This is a genomic window from Arthrobacter tecti (assembly GCF_054511355.1).
On the sequence record NZ_JBTNCT010000042.1, the window covers coordinates 1 to 1,241 of the forward strand.

The 1,241-nt window shown below is 54.9% G+C and carries 1 rRNA gene; it reads right to left on the minus strand.

Annotated elements, in window-relative coordinates:
* Nucleotides 1–1,241 (minus strand): 23S ribosomal RNA (locus ACX80C_RS19315); the annotation flags it as partial.

Sequence of the window (1,241 nt, forward strand, 5' to 3'; positions counted from 1 at the left end):
CTCTCACAGTCAAGCTCCCTTGTGCACTTACACTCGACACCTGATTGCCAACCAGGCTGAGGGAACCTTTGGGCGCCTCCGTTACTTTTTGGGAGGCAACCGCCCCAGTTAAACTACCCATCAGGCACTGTCCCTGACCCGGATTACGGGCCGAAGTTAGATATCCAGAGTGACCAGAGTGGTATTTCAACGATGACTCCACCCGAACTAGCGTCCGGGTCTCACAGTCTCCCACCTATCCTACACAAGCCACACCGAACACCAATACCAAACTATAGTGAAGGTCTCGGGGTCTTTCCGTCCTGCTGCGCGTAACGAGCATCTTTACTCGTAGTGCAATTTCGCCGAGTTTATGGTTGAGACAGCGGGGAAGTCGTTACTCCATTCGTGCAGGTCGGAACTTACCCGACAAGGAATTTCGCTACCTTAGGATGGTTATAGTTACCACCGCCGTTTACTGGGGCTTAAATTCCCAGCTTCGCACCACGTGGGTGCTAACCGGTCCTCTTAACCTTCCAGCACCGGGCAGGAGTCAGTCCGTATACATCGTCTTGCGACTTCGCACGGACCTGTGTTTTTAGTAAACAGTCGCTTCCCCCTGGTCTCTGCGGCCCCGATCCGCCTCCCCACAGCAAGTGTGGTTCACGGTTGGGGCCCCCCTTCTCCCGAAGTTACGGGGGCATTTTGCCGAGTTCCTTAACCATAATTCTCTCGATCGCCTTAGTATTCTCTACCTGATCACCTGTGTCGGTTTGGGGTACGGGCAGTTAGAACCTCACGCCGATGCTTTTCTAGGCAGCATAGGATCATCGGATCCCCACCAAAAGTGGGGCCCATCGGGTCTCAGAGCCGGTATCAAAACCAGGACCACGGATTTACCTATGATCCCTCCTACATCCTTAGACCAGGACAACCATCGCCCGGCCCGACTACCTTCCTGCGTCACACCTGTTAATACGCTTACCTCCCAAGATCAGGTCCCACGCGCCCCACCAACACTGGGTCCGAAGACCACGGGGAGATGGTTAGGGTGGTTAGTATCCCTTGTTCAGTATGGGCGGTTCTTCACCGGTACGGGAATATCAACCCGTTGTCCATCGACTACGCCTGTCGGCCTCGCCTTAGGTCCCGACTTACCCAGGGCAGATTAGCTTGACCCTGGAACCCTTGATCATTCGGCGGACGGGTTTCTCACCCGTCTTTCGCTACTCATGCCTGCATTCTCACTCGTGTAGGCTCCA